Below are 26038 nucleotides of genomic sequence, written 5' to 3'. Positions count from 1 at the left end.
CGTCAGCTCCCCAACGTCCAGCGAGGCCCGTTCGGGGTGTCCTCGACAATGATCCCGGCACGCTTCAGCTGGTCACGGACCGCGTCTGCTGCCTGGAAGTCCTTACGGGCGCGGGCTGCGTTGCGCTGCTCGAGCGCCAATGCGACAAGAGAGTCGACTGCCGGCTTGAGCTGCTGGTCGCTGCCGGCCACTCGCCACTGGGAATCCAATGGGTCGATACCCAGGATACCGAGCATGGCCCGGACACTGGCCAGCGCCCGGCGTGCGGCGCCGTGGTGGCCATCGGCGAGGGCCGAATTGCCCTGCCGGATGGTCTCGTGCAGGGCCGCGAGGGCCCTCGATGTGTTGAGGTCGTCGTTCATCGCGGCGACGAACTCCGCGCCCAGCTCGCCCGGCTCGACCTCGCCGACCAGTTCGGTGGCGCGGGTGACGAAGCCCTCGATCCGGCGGAACGCGACCGCGGACTCCTGGATCGCCTCGTCCGAGTACTCGATCGCGGAGCGGTAGTGCGGGGACGCGATGTAGTACCGCACCTCGATGGGGCGCAGGCCCTTGGCGATCAGCGCGTCGAGGTCCAGGACGTTGCCCACGGACTTGGACATCTTCTCGCCGCCGAGGTTGAGCATGGCGTGGTGCACCCAGTGCCGGGCGAAGCCGAAGCCGGCCGCCTTGGACTGCGCGATCTCGTTCTCGTGGTGCGGGAACTGGATGTCCAGCCCGCCGCCGTGGATGTCGAACTCCTCGCCCAGGTAGCGCCAGGTCATGGCGGAGCACTCGATGTGCCAGCCGGGCCGGCCCCGGCCCCACTGCGAGTCCCAGTAGGCGTCGGCGGGTTCGGTCGGCTTCTCGCCCTTCCACAGCGCGAAGTCCAGCGGGGAACGCTTGCCGGACGCGCCGCTCTCGGTGGGCAGCATCGCGTCGGGGCGCTGCCCGGACAGCTCGCCGTACGGCGCCCAGGAGCGCACGTCGAAGTAGACGTTGCCCTCGGCCGCGTACGCGTGCCCGCGCTCGATCAGGCTCTGGATGAGGGCGAACATCTCGGGGATGTGCCCGGTGGCCCGGGGCTCCACGGTGGCGGGAAGCACACCGAGAGCGTCATACATCCGACCGACCAAGAGCTCGTTGCCGTAGGCGATCTGCCAGAACGGCACGTCGGCTTCGAGGGCCTTGGCCAGGATCTTGTCGTCGATGTCGGTGATGTTGCGGACAAACCGGACCTCATACCCGAGGTGCAGCAGCCAGCGGCGGAGGACGTCGTAGTTGATCGCGGAACGCATGTGACCGATGTGCGGGCCTGCCTGAACCGTGATCCCACACAGGTAGATCCCCACCTTGCCGGGTTCCCGCGGGACAAAGTCCCGCACCGAGCGGGTCGCGGTGTCATGCAGCCTGAGAGTCACCCCAAAAGGGTACCGGAGCCTGCGCTTATCCTCTGCACGTGAGCAGCGCGGTAGACCGTAGGCGGCTCAGGTCCGGCCGAACGATGGAGTGATGTTGAGTACAGAGACCGCCCAGACCCTCGACCGGGGCCTCCGCCTGCTCAAGATCGTGGCGGACACGCCCGACGGGCTGACCATCACCGAGGCCGCAGAGAAGCTGGAGGTCGGCCGCGCGGTCGTCTACCGCCTCGTCGGCCCCCTCACCGCGCACGCCCTGCTCCGCCGCGACCCCGCCGGCCGGCTCCGGCTCGGCCTGGGCGTCCTCCAGCTCGCCCGCCGCGCCCAGCCCCTGGTCGCCGACGCGGCCCAGGCGCCCCTGCGCCGGCTCGCCGAGGCCGCCGGGGCCACCGCGCACCTGACCGTCGCCGACGGCGGCGAGGCCCTCGCCCTGGTCGTGGTAGAGCCGAGCTGGACCCAGTTCCACGTGGCCTACCGGGCCGGCTCCCGGCACCCGCTCGACCAGGGCGCAGCCGGCAAGGCGATCCTGCGCGGCCGGCCCGGGCAGCCCGGCTGGGTCGGCTCCGTCGGCGAGCTCCAGCCGGGCGCGCACGGCCTGGCGGCACCCGTGCTCGGCGTACCCGGCCTGGAGGCCAGCGTCGGCGTCGTGTCCCTGGGCCCCCTGGACGGGGCTGTCGTCGGACCGCTGGTCCTCCAGGCCGCCACCGAACTCACGGCAGCCCTCGCGGCGGCCTGAAAAGCACAAGGGCCACGACCAGAGGGCTACGAGAGGCGCCCGACCCGGCACGCATCGGTTTCCGGCGCACTCCGGCCCCGCGAGGTGCCATGCCCCGCCCACCGTCACGCCCCCTGCGAGGGCCACCCCACCGCAACCCGGGCGCACACGGCACCCACGCAGCTCACCGACCGGGACGCGCACACCTACCGGGAGGCTCCGGGCACACACGGCACCCGGGCCCGCCGTGGTCCGCGCCCCACTCACCTCCCGTGCGGCCGCGCCATCCCCAACAGGTCCAACGCCGCGTCCAACTGCTCCTCCGTCAACGTCCCCCGGTCGACGTGCCCCCGCCCGATCACGACCTCCCGGATACTCCGCCGGGTGGCCAACGCCTCCTTCGCGACGGCCGCCCCCTCCGCGTACCCCAGATAGCGGTTCAACGGGGTGACGATCGACGGCGAACCCTCCGCGTACTCCCGCATCCGGTCCTCGTTCGCCGTCAGCCCCGCCACGCAGCCGTCCGCGAACAGCCGGGACACGTTCGCCAGCAGCCGGATCGACTCCAGCAGGTTGCGGGACAGCACGGGGAGCATCACGTTGAGTTCGAAGTCGCCCTGCGAGCCGGAGAACGCGATCGCCGCGTCGTTGCCGATCACCTGCGCGGCGACCTGGCGGACCGCCTCGCACAGCACCGGGTTCACCTTGCCCGGCATGATCGAGGAACCCGGCTGGAGGTCGGGGATGTGCAGCTCACCGAGGCCGGCGCGCGGGCCGGAGCCCATCCAGCGCACATCGTTGGCGATCTTGTACAGGCCGACCGCGATCGTGCGCAGCTGCCCGGACAGCTCGACCAGGGCGTCGCGCGCGCCCTGCGCCTCGAAGTGGTCCCGCGCCTCGGTCAGCGGCAGCCCGGTCTCGGTGGCCAGCAGCGCGATCACCCGGGCGGCGAACCCGGCCGGGGTGTTGATGCCGGTCCCGACGGCCGTCCCGCCCAGCGGCAGCTCGCCGACCCGGGGCAGGGTGCCCCACAGCCGCTCGACCCCGTGCCGGACCTGCGCCGCGTACCCGCCGAACTCCTGGCCCAGGGTCACCGGCGTCGCGTCCATCAGGTGCGTACGCCCGGCCTTGACGACGTCGCGCCACTCGGCGGACTTCGCCGTCAGGGCCGCGCCCAGGTGCTCCAGCGCGGGCACCAGATCGCGCACCACGGCCGCCGTGGCCGCGATGTGCAGCGCGGACGGGAACACGTCGTTGGACGACTGGGCGGCGTTCACGTGGTCGTTGGGGTGCACGGGCCGGCCGAGCCGGGCGGTGGCCAGCGCCGCGATCACCTCGTTGACGTTCATGTTGGTCGAGGTGCCCGAGCCGGTCTGGTACACGTCGATCGGGAACTCTTCCGGGTGCCGGCCCGCCGCGACCTCGTCGGCGGCCTCCGCGATGGCCTTGGCCAGATCGGGCGGCAGCTCGGCGTTGGACCGGGCGGCCGCGGACTTGACCATGGCCAGGGCGGCGATGTGCGCCGGGTCGACCCGTACCCCCGAGATCGGGAAGTTCTCCACCGCCCTCTGGGTCTGCGCGCCCCACAGCGCCTCAGCCGGAACCCGGACCTCGCCCATGGTGTCGTGCTCGATGCGGTACTCCATACGTCCCATCCTGCCCCGGGAACACCCGGACCGCCCACGCACCGGCCAACAGGCCCAGCCCGGCCGACTCCAGCAGGCGCACCCCGATCACGGCCGTGAACCACGCGGCGGGCAGCAGGAAGCTCACGAGCGCGAGCAGCGCCGTCACCCCGCCAGCGACGCCCCAGAGGAGGCCGGGACGCCCCTCTACCTGCGGCGGTTCACCGTGCCACTGGCGGAGCAGGCCGCGCCGGCCGACCAGGATCACCAGCCCCGCCACGGCGAGCGCGCCGAACACCGTGGAACCCTGCTGGAGGAACCACCACAGCGGGGTACCGGCCACCTCCGTGCCCAGCGGCGTCAGCACCCCCGTCGCCCAGCCGTGCCCCGCCGGATCGTGGGTGAAGCCGTCCCAGAACAGGTGGCTGCCGGCACCGAGCAGGGCCGAGCACACCGTCACGTACCAGGGGTGCCGCACCCCGCCCAGGACCGCGTAGTCGCGGCCCCAGCCCGGGAGGGACGCCGCGACCGCCGGGGCCGCCCACCGGGTCAGCCGGCAGCCGAGGAGGGTGACGGGGAGGCACCAGAGGAGTACCCCCCAGAGGTTGTGCGCCGAAGGCGTGTCCGGCAGCACCGCGAACACGCTGTAGGGCAGGTCCGGGGCCGTCGAGCCGAGCACCAGCGCCACGCCGTCGAACCAGCGGGGCCGCCAGAGCTTCAGCGGCACGACGATGGCCGAGTGTGACGGAAACGTCAGGGGCATGAACCGGACCGTAGCCTCCAGATGCGTACAACCGGTGGAGGAGGCGCGCGGAAACGGGGCAGCGGGCGGCCCCGGCGCGGCCCTACCCTCTGCGGGTGACAACCCTCTCCGCCCCGCGACGGCTCCTGGCAGCCGCCGCCCTGGCCGCACTCACCAGCGGTGTCGCACTCGTCACGACGGGGACCAGTGCCACCGCGAACACCCTGCACACGCTCGTGCCCACCTCCGTGTCATACGTGGACTCGGCCTCGCCGGACGGCACCCTGCCGCCGGTGGACGGCGCCGTCCCGGTCGGCACCTGGAAGGACGGCGCCGGCACGACCCACACCGCCCGCGCCTTCGCCACCTACGACGTGCGGGCCCTCAAGGGCCTCGACGTCCGCACGGCGCAGATCTTCACCCGGCACACGAAGGTCGACGACTGCTCCGCGCCCCGGCAGACCGAGTTCCGCTGGACGCAGACCCCGGACGCGCCCCCGACCTGGACGCGCCAGCCGGCCGAGCTGAACAGCCTGAAGGTCATCGACTTCGCCACCCGCCCGGGCTGCCCCGCCGACTACGTCGCCGCCGACGTGGTCTACGGCGTGGGCAAGGCCGTCCGGGGCGGGGCCGACACGTTCACGGTCGAGTTGCGGGTGCCGAAGGGCGTCGAGAAGGACGCCCGGCTGACCCAGTGGTACGACGCCCAACTGCACCTGTCCGTCCAGACCAACGCCGCGCCGGCCACCCCGTGGGACGCCAGCGTCGAGGGCAAGGCCTGCCAGGGCGAGGACAAGCCGTTCGTCCGGACGACGGAGCCCGAACTGCGGGTGCGGTTCTCCGACCCCGACGCCAACGACCGGGACGTGAAGGTCGTGTTCGCCGTGTGGCCGGTCGACGCCCCCGGCCAGCGCTTCGAGCTGGAGGGCCGCGGCCGCTACAGCGACTTCACCAGCGCCTTCGCCGCCCTCAGGATGCCTGCGGGCCGGCTCGTCGGCGGCACGACGTACGCGGTGGCCGTGCGGTCCACCGACGCGGCGGGCGGGGAGTCCGCGTGGAGCGGCGGCTGCCGGTTCACGACCGACCTGGTCGCCCCGGCCACGGCCCCGTCCGTGACCTCCGACGACTACCGGGACATCGAGCACGACTCCGGCTACGGCGGCATCGGCGTGCCCGGCACGTTCGTGTTCTCCGCCAACGGGGACAAGGACGTCGCGGGCTTCGCCTACGCCGAGCGGTCCGGTCGTAGCGGCTACGTCGCGGCGGACCACCGTGGTGGCAAGGCGACGTACCAGCTCACCCCGTACATCGGCAGCCAGCAGTCCCTGTCCGTGTGGAGCGTGGACCGCGCCGGGAACCGTTCCCCGGAGCGGGTCTACACCTTCGGCGTCCCCTTCAACCAGCCGTACTTCACGGACGGCAACCCGGGCGGCGGGATCGGCGAGGCCCGGGTGCTGACCCTGCGCCCGACGGCCGCCGACGTGGTCGAGTACACCTACTGGCTCGGGGAGGGCCCGCACCTCACGGTCCCGGCCGGCGCGGACCACACGGCCGCCGTCACGATCGTCCCCGAGTCGGAGTACCTGGAGATCCGGGTCCAGGCGCGGCGGGCGGACGGCCGGCTGACCGGGATCTCGCTGACGAACCTGCACGTGGACACCAGTCCGCGGGTGGTCTCCGCCGAGTACCCGGCCGATGTGTCCTCCGGTGGCGCGGGCGTGACCGGCACCTTCACCTTCCAGCCCCGGCAGCCCGGCGTCGTCTCCTACGTCTACTCGTTCGACTTCGGCGTCGAGGAGACCGTGCCGGCCGGCGCGGACGGCACGGCGAGCATCACGTGGACCCCGGAGACCGGCGGCTCCGACCACTGGCTGAGTGTCCGGGGCGTGCTGGCCGACGGCACCACCACGTCGGACAACTACCACTACTTCCTCGTGAACTAGCGGCAGTGGAACGGCCCGCCTCCCAGTGGGGGGCGGGCCGTTTCCGTGCGCTGGGACCTACCGCCGCCCGAGCGTCAGGGTCGGCTTGGTCGTCTCGGCGAAGAAGTCGTTCCCCTTGTCGTCGACCACGACGAACGCCGGGAAGTCCTCCACCTCGATCTTCCACACGGCTTCCATGCCGAGCTCCGCGTACTCCAGGACCTCGACCTTCTTGATGCAGTCCTGCGCGAGCCGGGCCGCCGGGCCGCCGATGGACCCGAGGTAGAACCCGCCGTGCGCCGCGCAGGCCTTGGTGACCTGCCCGGAACGGTTGCCCTTGGCCAGCATCACGAGCGAGCCGCCCGCCGCCTGGAACTGCTCCACATAGGAGTCCATCCGGCCGGCCGTCGTGGGCCCGAAGGAACCCGAGGCCATCCCGGTGGGGGTCTTGGCGGGGCCGGCGTAGTACACGGCGTGGTCGCGCAGGTAGGACGGCATGCCCTCGCCCGCGTCGAGCCGCTCCTTGATCTTCGCGTGCGCGATGTCGCGGGCCACGACGAGCGGGCCGCTCAGGGACAACCGCGTCTTCACCGGGTACTTCGACAGCTCGGCCCGGATCTCCGCCATCGGCCGGTTGAGGTCCACCCGGACCACGTCCTCCGACAGGTCCTCCTCCGAGGCGTGCGGCAGGAAGTGCGCCGGATCGGTCTCCAGCTTCTCCAGGTACACCCCGGAGGAGGTGATCTTGCCGAGCGCCTGGCGGTCCGCCGAGCAGGACACGGCGATCGCCACCGGGCAGGACGCGCCGTGCCGGGGCAGCCGGACCACCCGGACGTCGTGGCAGAAGTACTTGCCGCCGAACTGGGCGCCGATCCCGAACTGGCGGGTCAGCTCCAGCACCTCGGCCTCCAGCTCCAGGTCCCGGAAACCGTGGCCGGACGCCGAACCCGAGGTGGGCAGGTTGTCCAGGTACTTGGCGGAGGCGTACTTGGCCGTCTTCACCGCGAACTCCGCGCTCGTGCCCCCGACCACGATCGCCAGGTGGTACGGCGGACACGCCGACGTGCCCAGCCCGCGCAGCTTCTCCTCTAGGAACCGCATCATCCCGGCGGGATTCAGCACCGCCTTGGTCTCCTGGTACAGGAAGCTCTTGTTCGCGCTGCCGCCACCCTTGGCCATGAACAGGAACTTGTAGGCGTCGTCCCCGTCCGCGTACAGCTCGATCTGCGCGGGCAGGTTCGAGCCGGTGTTCTTCTCGTCCCACATCGTCAACGGCGCCAACTGCGAATACCGCAGATTCAGCTTCGTGTACGCGTTGAACACGCCCTCCGCGATCGCCCGCTCGTCGGCCCCGTCGGTGAGCACGTGCCGACCACGCTTGCCCATCACGATCGCCGTACCGGTGTCCTGGCACATCGGCAGCACGCCACCGGCGGCGATGTTCGCGTTCTTCAGCAGGTCCAGCGCCACGAACCGGTCGTTCGGGGACGCGGCCGGGTCGTCGATGATCGACCGGAGCTGGGTGAGGTGCGCGGGGCGCAGGTAGTGCGCGATGTCGTGCATCGCCGTCTCGGTCAGCAGGGTCAACGCCTCGGGCGCCACCTGGAGGAACGTTCGTCCGGCGGCTTCGATGACCTCGACGCCGTCGGAGGTCAGCAGCCGGTACTCGGTCTCGTCGGGACCGAGCGGGAGCAGGGGCGAGTAGTCGAACTCGGGCATGCCCGCCAGCCTATCCCCGGCCCGCCCACAGGCCTGGCAAGGCTGACCTAAGTCACTGTCCAGGGGCCGGCCGGGGCGCGCCGGTCAGAGCCGCACCAGCGGCAGTACCCGATAGTGGATCTGCTCTTCGAGGGCGATGATCGTCGACGCGCGCACGATGCCCTCCTGGGACACGATCTGGTCGATCACCCGCTGGAGGTCCGCGTTCGACCGGGCCACGATCCGGCACATCATGTCCCCGCTGCCCGTGATCGTGTGCGCTTCGAGGACCTCCGGGATCCCGCCCAGGTGCTCGGCCACCGGCTGGTGCCCGCGCCGCTGCCGGATCTCCAGGGTGATGAAGGCCATCACCCCGTAGCCCAGGGCGACCGGGTCCAGCTCCGGGCCGAAGCCGCGCAGCACGCCGCGTTCGACGAGCCGGTCGAGCCGGGCCTGGGCGGTGCCCCGGGCCACGCCGAGCCGCCGGGAGCATTCAAGGACCCCGATCCGCGGCTCGGCGGCGAGCAGCCGGAGCAAGCGGACATCGAGATCGTCCAGGCTATACAACTTGTCCATTACTTCAGGGTAGTCGTAGAACAGTCTGCGCAACATGACCACTGGCAGAGCGCACAGTTGCCTAGTTGCTCGGGCCGGGTAAAGCTTCGGGCGAAACCCACTTCCCGGAAGGAGCCCCGGCCATGACCCAGACGCTGGACGATCAGCTTGTCGGTGCCGTCGCGCACGACATCACCACCGACCAGTTCCCGATCAAGGGCTGGGACCACGTCCGGTTCTACGTGGGCAACGCCAAGCAGGCCGCGCACTACTACTCGACGGCCTTCGGCATGACCCTGGTCGCCTACCGGGGCCCCGAGCAGGGCTTCCGCGAGCACGCCGAGTACGTCCTGACGTCCGGTGGCGCGACCTTCGTCTTCGCCGGCGGGGTGCGCGCCGACAGCGCCGCCACCCAGCACTACGCCCGGCACGGCGACGGCGTGATCGAGGTCGCCCTCGAGGTGCCCGACGTGGACGCCAACTACAAGTTCGCGCTGGCCAACGGCGCGGAGGGCGTGGACGAGCCCTACGACATCACCGACGAGCACGGCACGGTCCGCGTCGCCTCCATCCGCACGTACGGCGAGACCCGGCACGTGCTGGTGGACCGGTCGAAGTACTCCGGCCCGTTCCTGCCCGGCTTCGTGCAGCGCGCCCCGATCGTGGACCGCCAGCCGGCCATCGCCGCCGGCATCCAGCCGAAGCGCTTCTTCCAGGCCCTCGACCACGTCGTCGGCAACGTGGAGCTCGGCAAGATGAACGACTGGGTCGAGTACTACGAGCGCGTGATGGGCTTCACCAAGATGGCCGAGTTCGTCGGCGACGACATCGCGACCGAGTACTCGGCGCTGATGTCCAAGGTCGTCGCCAGCGGTACCCGGAAGGTGAAGTTCCCGCTCAACGAGCCGGCCATCTCCCGGAAGAAGTCCCAGATCGACGAGTACCTGGAGTTCTACGAGAGCCCGGGCGTCCAGCACCTGGCCCTGGCCACCAACGACATCCTGGCCAGCGTCGACGCCATGACGGCGGCCGGCGTGGAGTTCCTCGACGTGCCCGACTCGTACTACGACGAGGAGCTCACGGCCCGGGTCGGCAAGCTGCGCACCGAGATCAGCGAGCTCAAGGCCCGCAAGATCCTGGTCGACCGCGACGACGACGGCTACCTGCTCCAGATCTTCACCAAGCCCGTCCAGGACCGCCCGACGGTGTTCTTCGAGCTGATCGAGCGGCACGGTTCGCTCGGCTTCGGCAAGGGCAACTTCAAGGCGCTGTTCGAGGCGATCGAGCGCGAGCAGGAGCAGCGCGGCAACCTGTAGCAGGATAGGGGCCGTGACCAAGACCGACGGAGTCCAGCCCGGCTGGCATCGCGACCCGGCCGAACCGGACACCCAGCGCTTCTGGGACGGCGAGCAGTGGGTGGGCGAGCCCCTGCCGATCGACGCGGAGACACCGGACGGGCCGTTGCTGGCCCGGCCGGTGCCCCCACCCCTGCCGACACTGGTGCCGGACCCGGGGCCCCCGCCTCCGGGCTGGACCCCACCGGCCGGGGCGGTGCCGCCTCCGGGTTGGACCCCACCGGCCGGCTCCGTGCCGCCACCGGGCTGGACCCCGCCCAAGGGCTCCGTGCCCCCTCCGGGCTGGACCCCGCCCCCGGGCTGGAGTCCGCCGCCCGGCTGGACACCCCCACCCGGCTGGACACCCCGGCCGGCCCCGGCCCCCAAGCCCCGCCCGCACGGCCTCACCCTGGCCACGGCCGGCTCCCGGTTCACCGCCCGGCTGATCGACATCGGGTCGGTGTTCCTGCTGGCCCTCGTCGCGAACGCCTGGTTCCTGTACCTGTTCTTCGACGCGGTCGGCCCCTGGTACTCCGAGGTCTTCAAGTGGAGCTTCGACGGCCAGAAGGGCGACCCGCCGGCGTTCCCGGAGAGCGCCCAGTTCCTGCCGTTCTACATGGTCCTGGTGCTGATCGCCGTCTGGGGCGCCTACGAGGTCCCGGGCATCGCCGGCACCGGACAGACGCTCGGCAAGCGGCTGATGCGGATCAAGGTGGTGCGGCTCGACACGACGGACAAGATCGGCTTCGGTCGGAGCCTGCGCCGCTGGCTGAACATGTCGATCCCGTGCCTGATGTGGTACGGCTGCTGCGGCCTCGGCCTGGTGTTCCAGTTCTTCGACTCGATCGGCGCCGTGACGAACCGCCCGTACCAGCAGTGCATCCACGACCGTGCGGTCCAGACCGTGGTCGTCAACACAGGAGAAGGAGAACGGACATGACCCGGCTGACCCGCGCCGACCTCGAGAAGCTGCCGAACTACGTGCCCGGCCGCAGCCCGGCCGACCTGGCCCGGGAGCTGGGCATCCCCGAGGCGATCAAGCTCGCGAGCAACGAGGTGCCGTACGGCCCGCTGCCGGGCGTCGTGGAGGCGGTCACCGAGGCCGCCACCCAGTCGCACCGGTACCCCGACATGGGTGTCGTGGCCCTGCGCGCCCGGATCGCCGAGCTGTACGCCGTCGACCCGGCCAACGTGGCCACCGGCTGCGGTTCCGTCGCGCTCGCCGAGATCCTGGTGAAGGCCACCTGCGTGCCCGGCGACGAGGTCGTGTTCGCGTGGCGCTCCTTCGAGGCGTACCCGATCATCACCGCCACCGCCGGCGCCACCAGCGTCATGGTGCCCAACACGCACGAGCACGGCCACGACCTGGACGCGATGCTCGCCGCGATCACGCCGAAGACCCGCCTGGTCTTCGTCTGCAACCCGAACAACCCGACCGGCACGTTCCTGCGCAAGGACGAGCTGACGGCGTTCCTGGACCGGGTGCCGGCCGACGTGCTGGTGGTGCTGGACGAGGCGTACAAGGAGTTCGTCACCGACGCCGACGTACCCGACGCGCTGGAGGTCTTCGGCGACCGGCCGAACGTGGTCGTGCTGCGCACCCTGTCGAAGGCCTGGGGCCTGGCCGCGCTGCGGATCGGCTGGCTGCACGCCTCGCCGGAGGTCGCGGGCGCGATCCGCAAGTGCGTGACCCCGTTCTCGACCAGCGCCGCCGCCCAGGCCGGGGCCCTGGCGGCCCTGGCCGCCGGTGACGAGATGCGCCGCCGGGTGGACCTGGTGATCGCCGAGCGCGGCAGGGTCGTGGAGGGCCTGCGGGCGCTGGGCGTGGACGTGCCCGACAGCCAGGCCAACTTCGTCTGGCTCCCGCTGGGCGACCGGTCGGCGCCGTTCGCGCAGGCCTGTGAGCAGCAGGGCGTCATCGTCCGGCCGTTCCAGGGCCACGGCGTCCGGATCACGATCGGCACCCCGGCCGAGAACGACGCGATGCTGACGGCGGCCGAAAAGGCACTCTGACCCGCACGGAAAGGGGGCACCTCACACGAGGTGCCCCCTTTTTCAGATCCATTTTCCGGCTACGGCGGCGCCTGATCCGGCACGCGGCGGTCGTCCGCGCCCCCGGTCCGGTGGTCGCCGCGCACCCCGGGCTCCGTTGCCCCGCCCAGGATGCCCGCCGCGGGCCGCTCAGCCCGCGATGGTCCCCGTGACCTCGCCCAGCGCCACCGGCCGCCCGGTGGCCCCCGGCGCGGTGGCCGTCAGGGTCACCGTGTCCCCGTCGAGCAGGAACGTGCGCTCCGACCCGTCCTCCAGCTTGACCGGGTCGGCCCCCGACCAGCTGAGCTCCAGGAACGAGCCGACCTGGTCACGGTTCGGCCCGGACACGGTGCCCGAGGCGAACAGGTCCCCGGTCCGGACAGAGGCGCCGTTGACGGTCATGTGCGCGAGCTGCTGCGCGGGGGTCCAGTACATCCCCGCGAAGGGCGGGCGGGACACGACGGTGCCGTTCCAGTCCACCTCCAGGTCGATCCCGAAGGTGCCGCGCGCGCTCTCGGCGAGGTAGGGCAGCACGACCGGGTCCTGCGCCGGGGCTGTCACCGTGGCGAGCGCCGCCAGCGGGGTCACCCACGCGGACACCGACGTCGCGAAGGACTTGCCGAGGAACGGGCCCAGCGGCACGTACTCCCAGGCCTGGATGTCCCGGGCCGACCAGTCGTTGACCAGCACCACGCCGAACACGTGCTCGGCGAACGCGTCCACGCCCACCGTGTCGCCCAAGGCGGACGGCACCCCGACCACGAACCCGACCTCGGCCTCGATGTCCAGCCGGACGGACGGCCCGAACACGGGGGCGGTCTCACCCTTGCGCTGCCCGCTGGGCCGCTTCACCTCGGTGCCGGTGACGACGACGGTGCCGGAGCGCCCGTGGTAGCCGATCGGGATGTGCTTCCAGTTCGGGTACAGCGGCGGCGAGTCGGGCCGGAACAGCTTGCCGACGTTGGTCGCGTGCTCCTCGGAGGAGTAGAAGTCCACGTAGTCGCCGACCGTGAACGGCAGGCTCAGGGTCTTCCCTGCGAGCGGGGACAGGTGCGGCTCCACCGCGGCCCGGTGCGACTCGTCGGTCAGCAGCTCCACGACCCGCTCCCGGACCGCGCGCCAGGCGTCGGGGCCCAGGGCCATGAAGTCGTTGAGCACCGGCGCGCGCAACGCCTCCAGCGCCAGCACGGACTGCAGGTCCAGCACCTGGTCACCGATGCGGACGACGATCCGCCCGTCGGCCACCCCGTACGGCAGGTTGTGCGTGCCCCACGGGCCGTCGGCCCCCGCTACCCAGCTCACGATCTCTCCTCCACTAGTCCCAGTTTGAGAATGTCTTCCAACGGCTCGGTGACGCTACAGGTCCCGAAACCCACCCAGAGGGGCCGCTCCTGGAAGAGGTGCGGCCGGACCACGTCCGCGAGCACCTCGGGCTCGGTGGCCTCCAGCATGAACGCCTCCTCGCCGGGCGTCAGACACGCGGCGAGGATGTTCAGGAACCCGTGGTGGGTGAACCCGGTCGCCGGGTCGGTGTGCCGGGCGGCGTGGTGCAGCCCGGCGGTGAGCTTGATCCGCAGCCCGCGGGTCCGGCAGGCGCTGATGATCGCCGCGAGTTCCCCGATGCTCGGGAACAGGTCGGGCGACAGGCCTCCGGTGCGGAACTTCGGCGTCACCGGGGTGCCGACGAGCGTGTCGAGGGTGGCGCGCCAGTCGCTGGCGCGGCTGATCTCCGCGTACACCCGGGTGGTTTCGATCCAGTCCTCGTCGAGGAGCGACGGTGACCAGGGCAGCTCGACCTGGACGGCTCCCGGCGCGTGGCCACCGATGGCCCCGAACGGGAAGTCGAGTGGGCCGGCCTCGTCGATCCGCCCGACGGGCAGCAGAAGAGGGCCGACAAATGGCGCATACCATGCTGAACGGTGTGCACGGTGCGCGACAATGGCGTCGGGCAGCGGCGCGTTGCCGGGCGGGAAGACGGCCGCGTCGTCGATCAGCCCTTGCAGGAGCCGTGGGATAGCAGACGTTGACACATCCACTACTGTAGGCGACGCTACAAATAGCGGACAAGTGTTGGTTGGACCGTCCGATTATCGGACGACCGGAGGTTGAGATGCCCTATTACCGGAGCGTTGGCGAGCTTCCGCCGAAGCGTCACACCCAGTTCCGGCAGCCCGACGGCAGCCTGTACGCGGAGGAGCTCATGGGCCAGGAGGGCTTTTCCAGCGATTCGTCACTCCTGTACCACCGGTTCCTGCCGACCGCGATCGTCGCCGCGGAGGAGTACGAGCCGACGGCCTGGACCCGGATCCCCAACAAGCCCCTCAAGCCCCGGCACCTGGTCACGGCCAAGCTCGGCGAGCAGACCGACCCGGTCCTCGACCGGCAGCACCTGCTGGCCAACGCCGACTGCCGGATCTCCTACGTCGCGTCCTCGCGCACCTCGGTGCTGTACCGCAACGCGATCGGCGACGAGTGCCTGTACATCGAGTCGGGCTCCGGCCGCCTGGAGACCAGCTTCGGCGTCCTGGAGTTCACCGCCGGCGACTACCTGATCGTGCCCACCTCGGTGATCTACCGCGTGGTGCCCGACGGCCTGGTCAAGATGCTCGTCGTCGAGGCCACCGGCCACATCGGCCCCCCGAAGCGCTACCTGTCGGTGCGCGGCCAGTTCCTGGAGCACTCGCCCTACTGCGAGCGCGACGTGCGCGGCCCGTCCGAGCCCCTGCTGGAGGACGGCGAGGACGTCGAGGTGTACGTCCAGCACCGCACCGGCTGGACCAAGTTCACCTACGCGAACCACCCGTTCGACGTGGTCGGCTGGGACGGCCACATGTACCCGTGGGCGTTCTCCATCCACGACTTCGAACCGATCACGGGCCGCGTGCACCAGCCGCCGCCGGTGCACCAGACGTTCCAGGGCCCCAACTTCGTGATCTGCTCCTTCGTCCCGCGCAAGGTGGACTACCACCCGCTGGCGATCCCGGTGCCGTACAACCACCACAACGTCGACTCCGACGAGGTGCTGTTCTACACCGGCGGCAACTACGAGGCGCGCAAGGGTTCCGGCATCGGCCAGGGCTCGGTCTCGCTGCACCCGTCCGGCTTCACGCACGGCCCGCAGCCGGGCGCGGCCGAGGGCTCGATCGGCGCGGACTACTTCGACGAGACGGCCGTGATGGTGGACACGTTCCGCCCGCTGGACCTGTGCGAGCCGGGGCTGGCCGTCGAGGACGAGAACTACGCCTGGACCTGGTCGAACCGCAAACTCTGACGGGTACCGGTACCCCAGACCACCTCGCCTGTCCGATCAGGGCTGCTCGGACAGGCGAGGTCCACCCCAGCCGGACCGACTACCTGGCCGCCAACCAGGCCAGCAGCAGCCCGACCGCGAACACGATCGCGGCGACCTTGAAGATCCCGCCCCAGCCACCTTCGCCGGAGCCCGCGGTGGTGTTCGAGGCCGGCGCGGGCTGGATCCCGCCGAACCGGTCCCACCACAACTTCCACACCCCGGCCCGCCTGCCCGGGAACGGCGGCAGCTGCCGGGCGTGGAACAGCCCCTCCTCGACGACCTGGTCCAGCCCCATCGGGGCCGCGATCCGGGCGAGCAGCCAGTGCGCGTCCGGGTCGGCCGGCGCCAGCCGCACGGCGTCCCACGCCGCGTCGAGCGCCACCTGCCCACCGCCGAACACGTTGAGCAGCGCGGTGGCGACCAGCGTGGTGTACGCCGAGTGGGAGAAGTCCCGGAGCAGTTCCTCGGCGAAGGCGAGCGCGCCGGCCCGGTTGTCCGTGGACGCGAGCACCCACGCCCGGGTGATGATGGCCTCGTCGTGCCCCGGGGCGGCATCGGTGGCCGCCGCCGCGAACTCGGCCGCCTCGCCGGCCCGGCCCTCCCGCGCGGAGACCAGCGCGGACAGCGCCAGGATGTCGGCGTCCTCGGGGGCGAGCGCCCGGGCGAACTTCAACTCGTCGCCCGCGTCGCGCCAGTGACCCAGGTCGACGAGCAGCCGGGCCCGGCTCAGATATACGTCCGCCGTCTCCCCGGTCACAGCGCCACCCCCACCTGGGAAGCCGGCACGGTGGCGGCCGGCTGGTAGATCAGGGCGGTGGCGAGGCCGACGAGCCCCTCCCCGCGACCGGTCATCCCCAGCCCGTCGGTGGTCGCCCCGGCCAGGTTCACCGGCGCCCCCACGGCGGACGTCAGCACGGCCTCGGCCTCCGCGCGCCGGGTACCGACCCGGGGCGCGACCCCGATCACCTGGACCGCGACGTTGCCGATCTCGAACCCGACCTCCCGGACCCGGCGCGCCGACTCGGTGAGCAGCGCGACCCCGGAGGCGCCCGCCCACTCGGGCCGCGACGTACCGAAGTTGGAGCCCAGGTCACCGAGGCCGGCGGCGGACAACAGGGCGTTGCAGGCGGCGTGCGCGACGACGTCGGCGTCGGAGTGCCCGGCGAGCCCGCGCTCCCCCGGCCAGTGCAGGCCGCCGACCCAGCACTCCCTGCCCTCTTCGAACGCGTGCACATCGGTGCCGATGCCGATCCGGGGCACGATCACAGGAGAGCCTCAGCGATCTTCAGGTCGAGGGGACGGGTGATCTTCATGGCGAGTTCGTCGCCGGCGACCGTGTCCACCCGTACCCCCAGCTTCTCGACGAGGCCGGCATCGTCCGTGAGGTCGTCGCTGGCCTGGTCGTGGGCGGTGGTCAGGGTCGGGCGGTCGAAGCCCTGCGGGGTCTGCACGGCGCGCAGCACGCTGCGGTCGACCGTGGCGAGCACCTCGCCGTCGTCGCCGACCTGCTTGATGGTGTCCACGACGGGCAGCACGGGGATCACGGCCCGGGACCCGGCCCGCACGGCGGCGGCGACCCGCGCGATCACCGTCGGCGGCGTCAGGGCCCGGGCGGCGTCGTGCACGAGAACGATCAGGAATTCGGGGGGTACTGCGGCGAGCGCGTTGGCCACGGAGGCCTGGCGGGTCGCGCCACCGGCCACGACGAGCACGCCCTCGGGCAGCATGGCGCGAACGGCGTCGACCTCGCCCGGCGGGGCGGCGACGACCACGCACCCGACGTCGGGGGTGGCCAGAAGATTGCGCACGGCGTGCACGAGCAGCGGCTCGCCGGCGAGTGGGCGTAGTGCCTTCGGGGCTCCGGGACCGAGTCGGAGGCCGGCACCAGCGGCAGGAACGAGGGCCGCGACATCACCACGCTGCTCGGATTGCGTGGTCACGCCGCGGCCCTCTGTCGATCCTTCAGAACTGTTGGTCACGCCTCAAGAAGCACCTTGTCGAGGAGACCCTCGGCATCGTCCTTGGTGCTCTTCTCGGCGAGTGCCACCTCGCCGACGAGGATGTCGCGGGCCTTGGCGAGCATGCGCTTCTCGCCAGCGGAGAGCCCACGCTCCCGCTCACGACGCCAGAGGTCACGCACGACCTCCGCCACCTTGAGCGGATTGCCGGAGGCCAGCTTCTCCAGATTCGCCTTGTAACGCCGCGACCAGTTGGTCGGTTCTTCGGTGTGTGGGGCGCGGAGAACATCGAAGACTGCCGTGAGGCCCTCTTCGCCGACCACTTCCCGCACACCAACGATCTCGGCGTTCTCCGCAGGCACCCGGACCGTCAGGTCGCCCTGTGCGACCTTCAGAACCAGGTACTGCTTCTCCTCGCCCCGAATGACGCGAGTCTCGATTGCCTCGATGAGTGCGGCCCCGTGGTGGGGGTATACAACGGTCTCGCCGACACTGAAAGCCATAGGTTCGAAACCCCTTTCGCTGTGTCTAGGGTAACACGCTCCGCAGCCTGACGGACAGTGTGCTGACCGACATAACCGCAGGTCAGGGGCTATGTGAGGCACTTGACAACATCCGCGTTTCGCTGATCCGCACCGGGAACGACACGTGGAGTAACGATCTGGTGACAAGTATGGCGGACTAATCGTTTATTTCGGACTAGCGCGGGGCCGGTGTCCTGATCGGGTGCGTCCCACGTCACGTCCGGAAAAGTTCCCCGCCTACCCTCTGGCCCCCGCCGCCCGGGTGCGGGAAACTGGAAAGCAAGGACTAAAGGGTCCGTTGGGTGCTGCTCCGCGAGGGGGTGCGCATGGCCACATGGCGAGAGGACGACAACAGCCAGCCGGTCACGGGGCTCCCACCCGAGTGGGGCCGCGTCATCATCCCCGACACCCCCGCTGAGCTGGCATTAGAGGCCAAGCGGGTCCGCCGGGAGCTGCGCTGGGCCGCCCGTCGGCGGCGCTGGACGGGCAACGGCTCGCTGTTCCGCTCCCCGTTCGCGATCCTCCTGATCACGCTCGTGCTGGCGCTGAGCAGCCTGTTCTCCATGGTCGGGCCGCTGGGCCGCGCGCCGAGGAGTTCCGAGCCCGACGTCGACCTCTCCCTGACCGGGGTCACCCTCACCGACGAGCTGGGCCGCTCCGTCCGGATCGGCAAGTACCTGCCCGCGGTCATCCTGATCCTCGACGCGTGCGTGTGCGCCCAGCTCACCACCGCCGTGACGGGTGCGGCCCCGGCGGGCGTCACCGTCCTCCTCGTCGGCCGGCAGTCCCCCACCGAGAGCGGCCCGGGCATCCGGCTCGCCGACCCCACCGGGCTGGCCCGCGACAGGTCCGGCTCGGGGCCCGCCACCGCGGACCAGGCCACCGTCGTACTCGTCGACAACACCGGCCGGGTCACCCGCCTCGTCCGCGCCACGACGACCGTCGAACCCTTCCGGACCGAGCTCCTCGCGCTGCATCCCTAGGACGCGCCGCGCCGCGTCTGCAACCGGTGGTCATGAATTGGGCGGGGTGCCTCCGCCTCCCCGAACGCGACAACTAGGCTGTCAACCGGTCTGCGTGTGGCTATCGAGGAGGACCGACGTGACCCGTCTGACAACTGCCATCCCGGCGTTCGCCTTGGGTGTGGCTGCCGTCGCGCTCACGGCTGGCTGCAGCGCCGGGCAGGTCTCCCAGACCGCCGGTCAGGTCGCCGCGGTACCCGGCGCGAACCGCACCATCGAACTCAAGGACAGCCACGACCTGATCGTCGGTCGGGTGGCGCTCCGCGACGTGATGGTCCAGTACTCCGACAAGGGGTACGCCGCGAAGGGCACGGCGCCGCTCCAGATCCGGATCTTCAACGACAGCCCGTACGCGGTGAAGCTGTGCTCCGTGGACAGCGAGGCCGGCAAGGTCGTGAAGGGCACCGGGGGCATCGTCCCGCCGGCCAGCCCGTCGGCCGCTGCCTCGGCTTCCGCGTCTCCGTCGGCCACGCCCGGCGCGTCGGCGTCGGCTTCCGCGGTGCCGTCGAGCTCCGCCGTGCCGTCCGCCTCCGCCGTGCCCTCGGCGTCGGCCGCCGCGCCGGTGCCGGCCGGTGGCTGCGCGCTGAACATCACCGTGCCGGGCCAGGGCTACACGTCGCTGCTGCCGGGCCAGGCGACGTACCTGCAGCTCACGGACCTCAAGGACGAACTGAAGCCGGGCGTCGTCGCCCGCGGCTTCACGTTCACCTTCCAGGATTCCAAGGGCAAGACGTTCGCCAGCGACAAGTTCGAGATCCCGATGGGTACCCCGCTGACCCCCGGTCCGCGCGAGAGCAGCGAGATCGAGGGCGCGCACACGATCGACGGCAGCGGCGGCGGCGAGCACAAGTAGCACTGTCGTACTCCTGGGCTAGGTTCAGTGCGTGACCACGCCCAGGAGTTCCCGTTCGGCCACGAAGTCACCCCGGGTCGTCGTGCAGTGCGACGCCTGTGGACACCGGCCGCCCCGCTGGGTGGGCCGCTGTCCTGAGTGCAACGAGTGGGGCTCGATCATCGAGGTCAGCGCCGAGCCCGCCGCGCTGCGCAACATGGCCGCCCGGGTGCCCAGCGAGCCGGCCCGGCCCATCTCCACGATCAGCGCCGAGCCCGCGCGCCGACGGCCCAGCGGGGTCGCCGAACTCGACCGGGTGCTCGGCGGCGGCCTGGTCCCCGGCGCGGTCATCCTGTTCGCAGGGGAGCCCGGGGTCGGCAAGTCCACCCTGCTCCTCGACGTCGCCCAGCAGTGGGCCGCCCACGCCGACACCCCCGCGCTGGTGATCAGCGGCGAGGAGTCCGCGAGCCAGGTCCGGCTGCGCGCCGAGCGGATCGGCGCCCTGCACGAGCGGCTGTTCATGGCCGCCGAGGGCGATCTGACCACCATCCTGGGGCACGTCGACGCCGTGCAGCCCGGGCTCCTGATCATCGACTCGGTGCAGACCGTCTCCTCCCCGGGGACGGACGGCGTGCCCGGCGGTGTCACCCAGGTCCGCGCCGTCGCCGCCGCCCTGGTCGCCACGGCCAAGGAGCGCGGGATCGCCACGGTGCTCGTCGGCCACGTCACCAAGGACGGCACGGTCGCCGGCCCCCGGGTCCTGGAACACCTGGTCGACGTCGTGCTCAACTTCGAGGGCGACCGGCACTCCTCCCTCCGGCTGCTGCGCTCGATGAAGAACCGGTTCGGGGCCGCCGACGAGGTGGGCTGCTTCGAGATGCACGAGTCCGGGATCGCCTCGCTGCCCGACCCGTCCGGGCTGTTCATCACCCGGCACGCCGACGCCGTCCCCGGCACCTGCGTCACGGTGACCATGGAGGGCCGCCGGGCCCTGATCGCCGAGATCCAGGCCCTGGTCGGGGCCGAGATGCCGGGCAACCCGCGGCGCACCGTCAGCGGCCTGGACGGCGCCCGGCTCGCCATGGTGCTCGCCGTGCTCCAGCGCCGCGCCAAGCTCAAACTGCACGACCGCGAGGTGTTCGCCGCGACCGTGGGCGGCATGAAGATCACGGAACCGGCCGCCGACCTGGCCCTCGCGCTCGCCGTCGCCTCCGCCACCCACGACATCCCGCTCACCCCCGACCTGGTCGCGATCGGCGAGGTCGGGCTGACCGGGGAGGTCCGCCGGGTCGGCGCCGTGCCCCGCAGGCTCGCGGAGGCCGCCCGCCTGGGGTACAGGATGGCGCTCGTCCCGCCCGGCTGCGGCCCGAACAACACCGCCAAGGCCCCCGAGGGGATGCGCGTGCTCGAGGTCGCCGACCTCCGTACGGCGCTGCACGCGGCCGCCACGGCGTACGCGCAGGCCGCCAACGAGGGGCCCCGATAACGTGATCATGACCGCAGCCGCAGGCGGGGGCAGGCGCAGTCCCGCCGCCACCGAGACCGGACACGCTAAAGTAGCTGTCGTGCCGATCGACCGCGATGACCCGCTCCGCGCCACACTCGCGCTGATGGCTCCGGGCACCGCACTCCGTGACGGCCTGGAGCGCATCCTGCGCGGGCGGACCGGCGGCCTCATCGTCCTGGGCTACGACAAGGTCGTGGAGACCCTGTGTACCGGCGGTTTTCCCCTGGATGTCGAGTTCTCCGCGACCCGGCTCCGCGAGCTCTGCAAGATGGACGGCGGGGTCGTGCTGTCCAGCGACGGCACCCGGATCGTCCGCGCCGCCGTGCACCTGATGCCCGACCCGACGATCCTGTCCGAGGAGTCCGGCACCCGGCACCGCACGGCCGAGCGGGTGGCCAAGCAGACCGGCCATCCGGTCATTTCGGTCAGCCAGTCCATGCGGATCATCAGCCTCTACGTGTCGGGTCAGCGACACGTCATCGACGACTCCGCGGCGATCCTCTCCCGGGCGAACCAGGCCCTGGCGACCCTGGAACGCTACAAACTCCGGCTCGACGAGGTCGCCGGCACGCTCTCCGCGCTGGAGATCGAGGACCTGGTCACCGTGCGCGACGCGATGGCCGTCGTCCAGCGCCTGGAGATGGTGCGCCGGATCGCCGACGAGATCGAGGGGTACGTGATCGAGCTCGGCACCGACGGCCGCCTCCTCGCCCTCCAGCTCGACGAGCTGATGGCCGGCGTCGACGCCGACCGCACCCTCGTGGTCCGCGATTACCTCGCCAGCCCCCGCCGCACCTCCCGCAGCGTCGGCGACGCGCTCGCCGAGCTCGACGGCCTCTCCGCCACCGAACTCCTCGACCTCACCCTGGTCGGCAAGGCCCTCGGCTACCCGGCGGCGTCCGACGCCCTGGAGGCGGCGGTCAGTCCGCGCGGCTTCCGGCTGCTCACCAAGGTGCCGCGCCTGCCCGGGGCGGTCATCGACCGGATCGTGGACCACTTCGGGAGCCTCCAGCGGCTGCTGGGGGCCACGGTGGAGGACCTGCAGGCCGTGGACGGGGTGGGCGACGCCCGGGCCCGTAGCGTGCGCGAGGGGCTGTCCCGCCTGGCAGAAGCCTCGATCCTGGAACGCTACGTCTAACCACCGGGGCTTCTGATCAACGGGGCGCTGGCGCCCAGACCCTGGAGCGGTACGTCAGACCAGCGGCGAGCCTGCCGCAGCGCCTGGTCAACGGTGTGTCCAACTGGCGGTGCGTGTGGTCAGCGGGACAGTGCGCCCAGTCGGATGCGGTGCGTCCACTCGAGCAGCCGCGTGACCGTGTACTCCCCGGTGGAGCCGACCTCCGGCAACGGGCCGTCAGCCTCGACTGTCGACCAGCAGTCGTCGAACTCCACCACGTACGCGAGGTTCGACACGAAGGCGGCCGTCACGGTACCGGTCACGGTCGAGCCCACCGGATAGCGCTCGGTGATGGCCCGCCACTCGGCACCCGACCATCGCGAGTACCGGCACCGGAGCGCTCGCATGCCCGCGTCCAGGGGAAACAGGCGCACCTGGCCGATGCTGTGCTGGAGTACCTCGAAAAGCCCTGTCCTGCCCACCGGGGGCCAGTGGGCCGGATCCTCCGGGAGGTGCAGGACGTCGACGAACCCATCCGGCGACGCGCCCAGGTCCACGAAGAGCCCGGTCAGCCCCGCCGGCCAGGGCATCGCGCTGACCCGGCCGCGAACCCTGTCCCCGGTCGGAAACCGGCGCCGAGCCGCCCGCAGTTCCTCGTAGTCCGACACGCCTCGACCTTCCTGGAATCCGGGGCAGGGTAGCGCCGATCCACCAGCCGGGCCAACCGTCTCCGACCCGGTGACGGCGTGAGCGGTGGGGCGCGCCTGACGGCCCGGCCGTGGGTAGATTGGGGAGCGTGACCGCCGCGATCGACGAGATGACCGGGCTGCTCGACGCCTCCGCACCCGGCCTCGCGCCGGCCGACCTCGTCTTCGTGTTCGGCTCGACCCTGCCCGGGCCGGTGGCACCGACCGCCCGGCTCCTGAGGGAAGGGCTCGCGCCCCGCGCGGTGCTCACCGGCGGGCCGAACCGGAGGATCCCCGCCCACGTCGAGAGCGAGGCCCACGCCCAACTGCTGTACGAGGCCGGCGTGCGCCCCGAGCAACTCCTGATCGAGCGGCGGTCCACCACCACGGTCGGCAACGTCGCCGACGCGCGCCCGTTGATCGAGGCTCGCTTCGGCGAGATGCGTACCGTTATCGCCGTCGTCAAGTGGTGGCACCGCCGGGCGTTGCACGTCCTAGCCGCCGGCATGCCCAGCGTCGAACGGATCTACGCCGTCACCTGGGATCCGCCGGCCCGCGCCACCGGTGCGCCCTACACGCGGCACACGTGGGCGGACAGCGCGGACCGCGAACGCCTCGAGGGTGAGTATCGCTACTTCCGGGGTTTCCTCGACCGGGATGAACTGCCCGCCCTCGTGCGGGACGGCGCCGGGTGGGTCCGCTCGGCCGATTCCTGACGAGCGAACTCCCGTTCTCACGGGACAGCAACGGTGGTCCGCTCAACCCTTCTCGCACGGGACAGCGACCGTGGTCCGCTCAACCTCCGGGCACGCCCCGCTGTTCCTCGACGAGGTCGGTGAGCTGCCGGAGACGTCGTAGGAACACGGCGAGCTGCCAGAAACGTCGCAGGCGGAACCGCGACCACATCGGCCGGACCGGCGCTCCGGCGACCACCGAGGAGGCGGACCCGGCGGGCCTTCAGGGGCGAGGACCGGCGACGACGAGTGCCGGACCGCACCGGTCAGTACCCGTCGAGGGGTTGCCGAAGGCCGCTACCGGAGCGGCGGCCCGTCCCCCAGCACCCGCGACGTGCCGACCGGTTCAGCTGACCTTGAAGTTGGCCGGGGCGCTCGTCTTCGTGCCGAGCCGCCCGAACACCTGGTAGGAGCCCTGTTCGACCAGGGTGCGGCCGTCCTTGCACGTGGCCGCGCTAGACGTCGTCGTGTTCCAGTCGGTGAAGAACTCCTGGCCGTCGGAGTTCGGCGCGAGGGAGACGACGTTGGTGCCGTGCAGGGCGGAGCAGTCGTCGGAGGACCAGATCCGCTTGTCGCCCTGCTTGATCTGGGCTTCCTGGGCGTCGGCGCCGAGGTCGCGGGTACACGTGCGGGCCGAGATGTTCTTGATCTTGATGAAGATGCGGAGGAACGCGGCGCTCGGCACCGGATCGCGGTCGGTCCGGACGGTCACCGAGATCTCGTCGTCGGTGCACGGCGTCACCGCGCCCTGGCCGGGAACCGGCGACGGGGTGCCGGACGCGCCCGGGGCCGCAGGGCTGCCGCCGGGGTTCTCAGCGGGCGTCGTGGCGTCGGGCTTGGGGGTCGACGCGGTGGGCTTCACGGCGTCGTTCTTCCCGGGGGAAGACGGGTCCGAGCAGGCGTAGACGACGCCCAGCAGCAGGACAAGCAGAATCGCTCCGAGCACGATGGCTCGACGCCGCCAGTAGACGGCGGGCGGTAGGGGTCCGACCGTCGATCGCATAATTCCGTCACAGTATCCGAGTCCGCGCACGAATGCGGAATCGGCTCGCCCGGGGCAAAAGCCCGGCGGAGGGTCGTGCCATCATCGGGGAGATGACTCCGCTCGCGGCACAGGCCCTCACCTGGTACGACGAACACGCCCGTGATCTGCCCTGGCGTGCCCCCGACGCGACCCCCTGGGGCATCCTCGTCAGCGAGGTCATGCTCCAGCAGACGCCCGTCGTCCGGGTGCTGCCCGCGTGGCTCAACTGGCTCGACACATGGCCCACCCCGGCGCATCTGGCCGCCGACACGCCCGCCGAGGCGATCCGCGCGTGGAACCGGCTCGGCTACCCGCGCCGCGCCCTCCGGCTGCACGCCTGCGCCACCGCCCTGGTCGAACGGCACGACGGCGCGGTCCCGAGCGACGTGGACGAACTGCTCGCCCTGCCCGGGATCGGGGCGTACACGGCCCGGGCGGTGGCCGCCTTCGCCTTCGGGCAGCGCGAGCCCGTGGTGGACGTCAACGTGCGGCGCTTCGTCGCCCGGGCCGTCACCGGGCTCGCCGACGGCGGGGCGGCGACCACCCCGGCCGACTTCGCGCTCGTCGAGACGCTGCTGCCGGCGGAGGACGCGCCCCGGGTGTCGGCCGCGTTCATGGAACTCGGGGCGCTCGTGTGCGTGGCCCGGTCGCCCCGGTGCGGGGACTGCCCCGTCGTGGCCACCTGCGCGTGGCGGCTCGCCGGGCAGCCGCCCGCTGAAGGTCCAGGACGCAAGCCTCAGGGGTACGCGGGGACCGACCGGCAGGTCCGGGGTCTCATGATGGCCCTGCTGCGCGACGCCCGGGATCCGGTGCCGTTGCGCACGTTGGACGCGGTGTGGCCGGACGAGACGCAGCGGCGGCGGGCGTTGGCGGGGCTGGTGGAGGACGGGCTGGCCCACGAGGTCCACGACGGGCTGTTCTCACTCCCGGTCTGAAAAACCATCATCGGGGTACCGGCGTGGCTTCGGACAGGTTCGGCGCGCCCGGGCTGGGGACGCCACGGGGACGGCCCGCCGTTCGTCGGGTGCCACGCCACCGGGACCGCGCGCCGCTCCTCGGGCGGCACACCACGGGAACCGCCCGCCGCCCCTCGGACGGCACACCACAGGGACCGCCCACCGCCCCTCGGGCCGCACACCACCGGGACCGCCCGCCGCCCCTCGGACGGCACGCCAGGCAAACGGCCGCCACTTCTCAGGCCGCACACCACGGAGACCGCACGCCGCTCCTTGGACCGCACCCACGAGTAATCGCACACCGCTGCCCTGGCGGCACACCACGGGAACGGCCCGCCGCTCGTCGGGCGGCACACCAGGGGACCGC

Annotated in this window: 25 protein-coding genes; 12 read left to right on the top strand and 13 right to left on the bottom strand. The window is 71.6% G+C overall.

Annotated features, from left to right (window positions below):
* Positions 1-2: 2 nt before the first annotated feature.
* Positions 3-1400 carry a cysteine--tRNA ligase gene (gene cysS, locus AB0M43_RS16345; protein WP_363725295.1) on the bottom strand — a complete coding sequence of 466 codons (1398 nt, stop codon included), beginning with the start codon at positions 1398-1400 and terminating at the stop codon, positions 3-5.
* Positions 1401-1491: 91 nt separating this feature from the next.
* Between cysS and AB0M43_RS16340 the strand changes: the two genes are divergently transcribed.
* Complete coding sequence (locus AB0M43_RS16340) at positions 1492-2133, top strand: helix-turn-helix domain-containing protein (RefSeq protein ID WP_363725293.1); 642 nt, start codon at positions 1492-1494, stop codon at positions 2131-2133.
* Between the two features lie 242 nt (positions 2134-2375).
* Here the strand turns inward: AB0M43_RS16340 and AB0M43_RS16335 are convergent, their stop codons facing one another.
* Together AB0M43_RS16335 and AB0M43_RS16330 are read right to left on the bottom strand one after the other, a co-directional pair.
* Entirely contained in the window at positions 2376-3758 is a 1383-nt protein-coding gene (locus AB0M43_RS16335; protein ID WP_363725291.1) for a class II fumarate hydratase, read from the bottom strand.
* Complete coding sequence (locus AB0M43_RS16330; protein ID WP_363725289.1) at positions 3706-4500, bottom strand: DUF4184 family protein; 795 nt, start codon at positions 4498-4500, stop codon at positions 3706-3708. The genes AB0M43_RS16335 and AB0M43_RS16330 overlap by 53 nt, the downstream gene beginning before the upstream one ends.
* A gap of 95 nt (positions 4501-4595) precedes the next feature.
* Between AB0M43_RS16330 and AB0M43_RS16325 the strand changes: the two genes are divergently transcribed.
* Entirely contained in the window at positions 4596-6422 is a 1827-nt protein-coding gene (locus AB0M43_RS16325; RefSeq protein ID WP_363725288.1) for a hypothetical protein, read from the top strand.
* 57 nt (positions 6423-6479) lie between these two features.
* Here AB0M43_RS16325 and AB0M43_RS16320 read toward each other — a convergent pair whose 3' ends face one another.
* Together AB0M43_RS16320 and AB0M43_RS16315 are read right to left on the bottom strand one after the other, a co-directional pair.
* Positions 6480-8120, bottom strand: coding sequence for a fumarate hydratase (locus tag AB0M43_RS16320; protein WP_363725286.1), 1641 nt, complete (start codon positions 8118-8120; stop codon positions 6480-6482).
* 84 nt (positions 8121-8204) lie between these two features.
* Positions 8205-8675: an Lrp/AsnC family transcriptional regulator gene (locus AB0M43_RS16315; protein ID WP_363725284.1), complete on the bottom strand. Its 471-nt coding sequence runs from the start codon at positions 8673-8675 to the stop codon at positions 8205-8207.
* A gap of 122 nt (positions 8676-8797) precedes the next feature.
* On the opposite strand from AB0M43_RS16315, the gene hppD reads away from it, so the two are divergent.
* The 3 genes from hppD to hisC are packed head-to-tail and all read left to right on the top strand — an operon-like array spanning position 8798 to position 12001.
* Entirely contained in the window at positions 8798-9970 is a 1173-nt protein-coding gene (gene hppD, locus AB0M43_RS16310; protein ID WP_363725282.1) for a 4-hydroxyphenylpyruvate dioxygenase, read from the top strand.
* A gap of 13 nt (positions 9971-9983) precedes the next feature.
* On the top strand, positions 9984-10928 hold the full coding sequence (locus tag AB0M43_RS16305) for an RDD family protein (RefSeq protein ID WP_363725280.1): 945 nt from the start codon (positions 9984-9986) through the stop codon (positions 10926-10928).
* The gene (gene hisC / locus AB0M43_RS16300) at positions 10925-12001 is read left to right on the top strand and encodes a histidinol-phosphate transaminase (RefSeq protein WP_363725278.1); all 1077 of its coding nucleotides are present in this window, start codon (positions 10925-10927) and stop codon (positions 11999-12001) included. The genes AB0M43_RS16305 and hisC overlap by 4 nt, the downstream gene beginning before the upstream one ends.
* 168 nt (positions 12002-12169) lie before the next feature.
* Here the strand turns inward: hisC and fahA are convergent, their stop codons facing one another.
* Positions 12170-13321: a fumarylacetoacetase gene (fahA, locus tag AB0M43_RS16295; RefSeq protein WP_363725276.1), complete on the bottom strand. Its 1152-nt coding sequence runs from the start codon at positions 13319-13321 to the stop codon at positions 12170-12172.
* Positions 13318-14049: a hypothetical protein gene (locus AB0M43_RS16290; protein WP_363725274.1), complete on the bottom strand. Its 732-nt coding sequence runs from the start codon at positions 14047-14049 to the stop codon at positions 13318-13320. The genes fahA and AB0M43_RS16290 overlap by 4 nt, the downstream gene beginning before the upstream one ends.
* A gap of 80 nt (positions 14050-14129) precedes the next feature.
* On the opposite strand from AB0M43_RS16290, the gene AB0M43_RS16285 reads away from it, so the two are divergent.
* The gene (locus AB0M43_RS16285; protein ID WP_363725272.1) at positions 14130-15290 is read left to right on the top strand and encodes a homogentisate 1,2-dioxygenase; all 1161 of its coding nucleotides are present in this window, start codon (positions 14130-14132) and stop codon (positions 15288-15290) included.
* Positions 15291-15369: 79 nt separating this feature from the next.
* Here the strand turns inward: AB0M43_RS16285 and AB0M43_RS16280 are convergent, their stop codons facing one another.
* The 4 genes from AB0M43_RS16280 to AB0M43_RS16265 are packed head-to-tail and all read right to left on the bottom strand — an operon-like array spanning position 15370 to position 17772.
* Complete coding sequence (locus tag AB0M43_RS16280; RefSeq protein WP_363725270.1) at positions 15370-16068, bottom strand: hypothetical protein; 699 nt, start codon at positions 16066-16068, stop codon at positions 15370-15372.
* Positions 16065-16577: a 2-C-methyl-D-erythritol 2,4-cyclodiphosphate synthase gene (gene ispF / locus AB0M43_RS16275; protein ID WP_363725268.1), complete on the bottom strand. Its 513-nt coding sequence runs from the start codon at positions 16575-16577 to the stop codon at positions 16065-16067. Before ispF ends, AB0M43_RS16280 begins: the two co-directional genes overlap by 4 nt.
* Positions 16574-17251 (bottom strand): 2-C-methyl-D-erythritol 4-phosphate cytidylyltransferase, encoded by a 678-nt coding sequence (ispD, locus tag AB0M43_RS16270; protein WP_363725266.1) that lies wholly within the window; start codon positions 17249-17251, stop codon positions 16574-16576. Before ispD ends, ispF begins: the two co-directional genes overlap by 4 nt.
* Before the next feature lie 35 nt (positions 17252-17286).
* Positions 17287-17772, bottom strand: coding sequence for a CarD family transcriptional regulator (locus AB0M43_RS16265; protein WP_197005877.1), 486 nt, complete (start codon positions 17770-17772; stop codon positions 17287-17289).
* Between the two features lie 347 nt (positions 17773-18119).
* On the opposite strand from AB0M43_RS16265, the gene AB0M43_RS16260 reads away from it, so the two are divergent.
* The 4 genes from AB0M43_RS16260 to disA all read left to right on the top strand — a co-directional run bounded on the left by AB0M43_RS16260 (position 18120) and on the right by disA (position 22292).
* Entirely contained in the window at positions 18120-18776 is a 657-nt protein-coding gene (locus AB0M43_RS16260; RefSeq protein WP_363725264.1) for a hypothetical protein, read from the top strand.
* Between the two features lie 118 nt (positions 18777-18894).
* A complete protein-coding gene (locus tag AB0M43_RS16255; protein WP_363725262.1) occupies positions 18895-19668 on the top strand; it encodes a hypothetical protein in 774 nt (257 codons plus the stop codon).
* A 31-nt stretch (positions 19669-19699) separates the two neighbouring features.
* Positions 19700-21133: a DNA repair protein RadA gene (gene radA, locus AB0M43_RS16250; protein WP_363725260.1), complete on the top strand. Its 1434-nt coding sequence runs from the start codon at positions 19700-19702 to the stop codon at positions 21131-21133.
* A gap of 124 nt (positions 21134-21257) precedes the next feature.
* Positions 21258-22292, top strand: coding sequence for a DNA integrity scanning diadenylate cyclase DisA (disA, locus tag AB0M43_RS16245; RefSeq protein WP_363725776.1), 1035 nt, complete (start codon positions 21258-21260; stop codon positions 22290-22292).
* Positions 22293-22411: 119 nt separating this feature from the next.
* On the opposite strand, the gene AB0M43_RS16240 is transcribed toward disA, so the two are convergent.
* Positions 22412-22939: a hypothetical protein gene (locus AB0M43_RS16240; RefSeq protein ID WP_363725258.1), complete on the bottom strand. Its 528-nt coding sequence runs from the start codon at positions 22937-22939 to the stop codon at positions 22412-22414.
* A gap of 128 nt (positions 22940-23067) precedes the next feature.
* Here AB0M43_RS16240 and AB0M43_RS16235 point away from each other — a divergent pair, with 128 nt between their 5' ends.
* Positions 23068-23673, top strand: a complete 606-nt coding sequence (locus AB0M43_RS16235; protein WP_363725257.1) for a YdcF family protein — start codon at positions 23068-23070, stop codon at positions 23671-23673.
* 364 nt (positions 23674-24037) lie between these two features.
* Here the strand turns inward: AB0M43_RS16235 and AB0M43_RS16230 are convergent, their stop codons facing one another.
* Positions 24038-24637 carry a hypothetical protein gene (locus tag AB0M43_RS16230; protein ID WP_363725256.1) on the bottom strand — a complete coding sequence of 200 codons (600 nt, stop codon included), beginning with the start codon at positions 24635-24637 and terminating at the stop codon, positions 24038-24040.
* A gap of 149 nt (positions 24638-24786) precedes the next feature.
* Here AB0M43_RS16230 and AB0M43_RS16225 point away from each other — a divergent pair, with 149 nt between their 5' ends.
* Positions 24787-25650 carry an A/G-specific adenine glycosylase gene (locus AB0M43_RS16225; protein WP_363725254.1) on the top strand — a complete coding sequence of 288 codons (864 nt, stop codon included), beginning with the start codon at positions 24787-24789 and terminating at the stop codon, positions 25648-25650.
* The last annotated feature ends 388 nt before the right edge of the window (positions 25651-26038 follow it).

The sequence above is a fragment of the Longispora sp. NPDC051575 genome (genome assembly GCF_040681875.1).
Taxonomy (GTDB): Bacteria; Actinomycetota; Actinomycetes; order Mycobacteriales; family Micromonosporaceae; genus Longispora.
Note: the sequence above shows the minus strand (reverse complement) of the source record. Positions and strands in the feature narration are given on the sequence as shown.

Bases quoted from the DNA above. Each gene is read 5' to 3' on its own strand.
- AB0M43_RS16340 (WP_363725293.1), top strand. From the start codon at position 1,492: ATGTTGAGTACAGAGACCGCCCAGACCCTCGACCGGGGCCTCCGCCTG.
- AB0M43_RS16335 (WP_363725291.1), bottom strand. From the start codon at position 3,758: ATGGAGTACCGCATCGAGCACGACACCATGGGCGAGGTCCGGGTTCCG.
- AB0M43_RS16330 (WP_363725289.1), bottom strand. From the start codon at position 4,500: ATGCCCCTGACGTTTCCGTCACACTCGGCCATCGTCGTGCCGCTGAAG.
- AB0M43_RS16320 (WP_363725286.1), bottom strand. From the start codon at position 8,120: ATGCCCGAGTTCGACTACTCGCCCCTGCTCCCGCTCGGTCCCGACGAG.
- AB0M43_RS16315 (WP_363725284.1), bottom strand. From the start codon at position 8,675: ATGGACAAGTTGTATAGCCTGGACGATCTCGATGTCCGCTTGCTCCGG.
- hppD (WP_363725282.1), top strand. From the start codon at position 8,798: ATGACCCAGACGCTGGACGATCAGCTTGTCGGTGCCGTCGCGCACGAC.
- hisC (WP_363725278.1), top strand. From the start codon at position 10,925: ATGACCCGGCTGACCCGCGCCGACCTCGAGAAGCTGCCGAACTACGTG.
- AB0M43_RS16285 (WP_363725272.1), top strand. From the start codon at position 14,130: ATGCCCTATTACCGGAGCGTTGGCGAGCTTCCGCCGAAGCGTCACACC.
- AB0M43_RS16265 (WP_197005877.1), bottom strand. From the start codon at position 17,772: ATGGCTTTCAGTGTCGGCGAGACCGTTGTATACCCCCACCACGGGGCC.
- AB0M43_RS16260 (WP_363725264.1), top strand. From the start codon at position 18,120: ATGGCCACATGGCGAGAGGACGACAACAGCCAGCCGGTCACGGGGCTC.
- disA (WP_363725776.1), top strand. From the start codon at position 21,258: ATGGCTCCGGGCACCGCACTCCGTGACGGCCTGGAGCGCATCCTGCGC.
- AB0M43_RS16225 (WP_363725254.1), top strand. From the start codon at position 24,787: ATGACTCCGCTCGCGGCACAGGCCCTCACCTGGTACGACGAACACGCC.